The organism is Spirosoma endophyticum (assembly GCF_900112365.1).
In the GTDB taxonomy this organism is placed as follows: domain Bacteria; phylum Bacteroidota; class Bacteroidia; order Cytophagales; family Spirosomataceae; genus Spirosoma; species Spirosoma endophyticum.
The window spans coordinates 1-2,243 of the sequence record NZ_FOLQ01000070.1 but is presented as its reverse complement, the minus strand read 5'-3'; the positions used below and the strand labels follow the sequence as shown (position 1 = coordinate 2,243).

Annotated in this window: 2 protein-coding genes and 1 pseudogene; 1 reads left to right on the top strand and 2 read right to left on the bottom strand. The window is 46.9% G+C overall.

Annotated features, from left to right (window positions below):
• Window positions 1-95: 95 nt before the first annotated feature.
• Window positions 96-230 (bottom strand): annotated as a pseudogene (locus BM202_RS39330) (IS110 family transposase); the annotation flags it as partial.
• Between the two features lie 282 nt (window positions 231-512).
• Here BM202_RS39330 and BM202_RS36420 point away from each other — a divergent pair.
• Window positions 513-1,511 carry an IS110 family RNA-guided transposase gene (locus BM202_RS36420; RefSeq protein ID WP_245776946.1) on the top strand — a complete coding sequence of 333 codons (999 nt, stop codon included), beginning with the start codon at window positions 513-515 and terminating at the stop codon, window positions 1,509-1,511.
• On the opposite strand, the gene BM202_RS36415 is transcribed toward BM202_RS36420, so the two are convergent.
• Window positions 1,425-1,859 (bottom strand): IS110 family transposase, encoded by a 435-nt coding sequence (locus BM202_RS36415; protein WP_093835511.1) that lies wholly within the window; start codon window positions 1,857-1,859, stop codon window positions 1,425-1,427. The genes BM202_RS36420 and BM202_RS36415 overlap by 87 nt on opposite strands.
• Between the last annotated feature and the right edge of the window lie 384 nt (window positions 1,860-2,243).

The window sequence follows — 2,243 nt, the reverse complement described above, 5'->3', positions numbered from 1 at the left end:
TGCCTCGTCGAACACACGTCTTTTCTTCATGGGTACTTTTGGGTTTGTTCCCAAATGTGCCTAAAAACTGTCTCCAGTCAAATGTAGCAAGTTCAAGATTGATTTTTTAATTCTTGCAACTGTTGATGCTGACGAGTCAGTAAACGAAGTGCGTAAATGTTTTTCGATAGCGGTTGCCATAAAGGCAACTGTTGCTCCAGGCCCATACGAGCCAGACCCTGAGCATCGATCTAATCGTTTTTAGACCGCCCCGGCCTTTAGGTTTGAGGGCTGGTAAGAAACCAAGATTTGGGTAGCTTGCCAGACAGACAACCGAGCGGGCTTCCCTAACGTCTCCGGCCAGGTTTGCGCCCTATGGGCCGATTCAGGTCCCGCTCGGTCTTTCTTACTTAACCTCGAATAGAAATTAGGGTGTTGAGACCCATTAGCAAGGTAGCGAGTGCTGAGTAAGCAGTCTTATTCTCTAACCCTAAAATTAAGTACTCTAATGGACATTCGCCACTTCATTGGTATTGATCGGGGCCGCCCGTGCGGTTTCTAAGAACACGCTGGATTGGGCTGTTTATGCTAATAAAGGTATCGTCTGGCAGACCCAATCTGAAAACTCACCAACGGCTATCCGAGCGGTGATCAAACAACTTCAGGCATTAACAGGCTTTAGAAATTCAACTTGTGTAGTCTGTATGGAACACACTGGTCTTTACAATGCTCATGCCCTGGAGGTGCTATTTGAGGCTCAATTTCCAGTTTGGCTAGAGGCTTCTCTACATATTAAACAAGCAGGTGGGTTACAGCGAGGCAAGTCAGATAGTGTTGATGCACAGCGCATTGCAGAATATGCCTACCGGTTTCGAGATCGCCTTCGACTTTGGCAGCCTCCACGCCCGGTTATGAAAAAATTGGCTGAATTGACCCGTCTTCGGCAGCGCGTGCAAGGTATGATCAGTCAGTTGAAAGTGCCCTTAACTGAACAAAAACGCTTCGGTGACAAAGGCCTAACGGCTCAATTAGGTCAACATTGTAGTAGTTCATTGAAGGCTCTGGTTAGCGATCTGAAAGGTATCGAAAGGGCAATTAAACAACTCATCGCTGATGATCCGACCCTCAAATCGCTTTTCGAGTTGGTCACTTCTGTGCCAGGTATTGGTCAAGTTGTTGCTACGGAACTGATCTTGGCCAGCAATGAGTTCAAGGCGATTGACGACCCAAAAAAACTAGCTTGCCATGCTGGAGTAGCTCCTTTTGAGCACTCTTCGGGGAGTAGCGTCCGAGGCAAGACCCGCGTGAATCATCATGCTCGAAAGTCCTTAAAGACTTTACTCCACTTGGCTGCTATGTCCGCTCTTCAAGTGAAAGGAGAACTTCAGGATTATTATCAACGTAAAGTCGCCGATGGCAAAAATAAGATGTTGGTCATCAATGCATTACGAAATAAACTCATACATCGGGTCTATGCGGTGGTCACGCGAGGTAAAAAATATGACAAAACTTATGCCCTGGCCCTTGCTTAAACCATAGAAATCGGCCCGGTTACGGCCCAGGCTTTTCAGATAATGCTTAGCCTTGTTGGGTAAAATCACACTAATGGCTCCATCTGCGTTGAATAGATACCAAGCCAATTGCTCATGGTATACGCCGGTCGATTCCATTACATACCGAATAGGTAGGTCAGTCTGCTTGTAGTGCTTACTGATCCAGGTTTGTAAGCCAGCAAAAGCGGAAAGCTTATTGCTAACCTTTGTGGTACCTCTGATAGTTACCTTACCAGCGGTGTCGATGAGCGATAGACAGACCTGAATCGAATCTTTACTAATGTCAAAACCGACACAGTAACGAAGGGGTGCAGTTGCTGATTTCATGTTAGTCGGAAAGGGAAAGTTAGTGGCTAATCAACTGACGGCTTTTCCTCACTTTGGCACATTTATGCAGAGTCATAGACGCAAAACTACGCTCTTAGGTACTGTTGAAGTTTGAAGGAAAAACGGGGTGAACAGATTGACCAGCGGCCCAACATCGTCAGGTGAAAAGACGTGTCAACGGCGGAACCCGAGCTACTGCTCACCCCTGTCAGAGACTAACTCAAAATTGCACTTTTACCAACTATATCAAAGAAAGTCAAAGATATGAACGGCGGACCGTGCCAGCACTGATGGATACTGGAGAGTTGAGGGCGTTCCAACCGGTGTGCAGCGGCTCGGTTACGACGGGGACGCTTGCTTCTGAGATGCAATCCTTCTTCACAA

Coding starts and splice junctions, on each gene's coding strand:
- BM202_RS36415 (WP_093835511.1), bottom strand. CDS start 1,859: ATGAAATCAGCAACTGCACCCCTTCGTTACTGTGTCGGTTTTGACATT.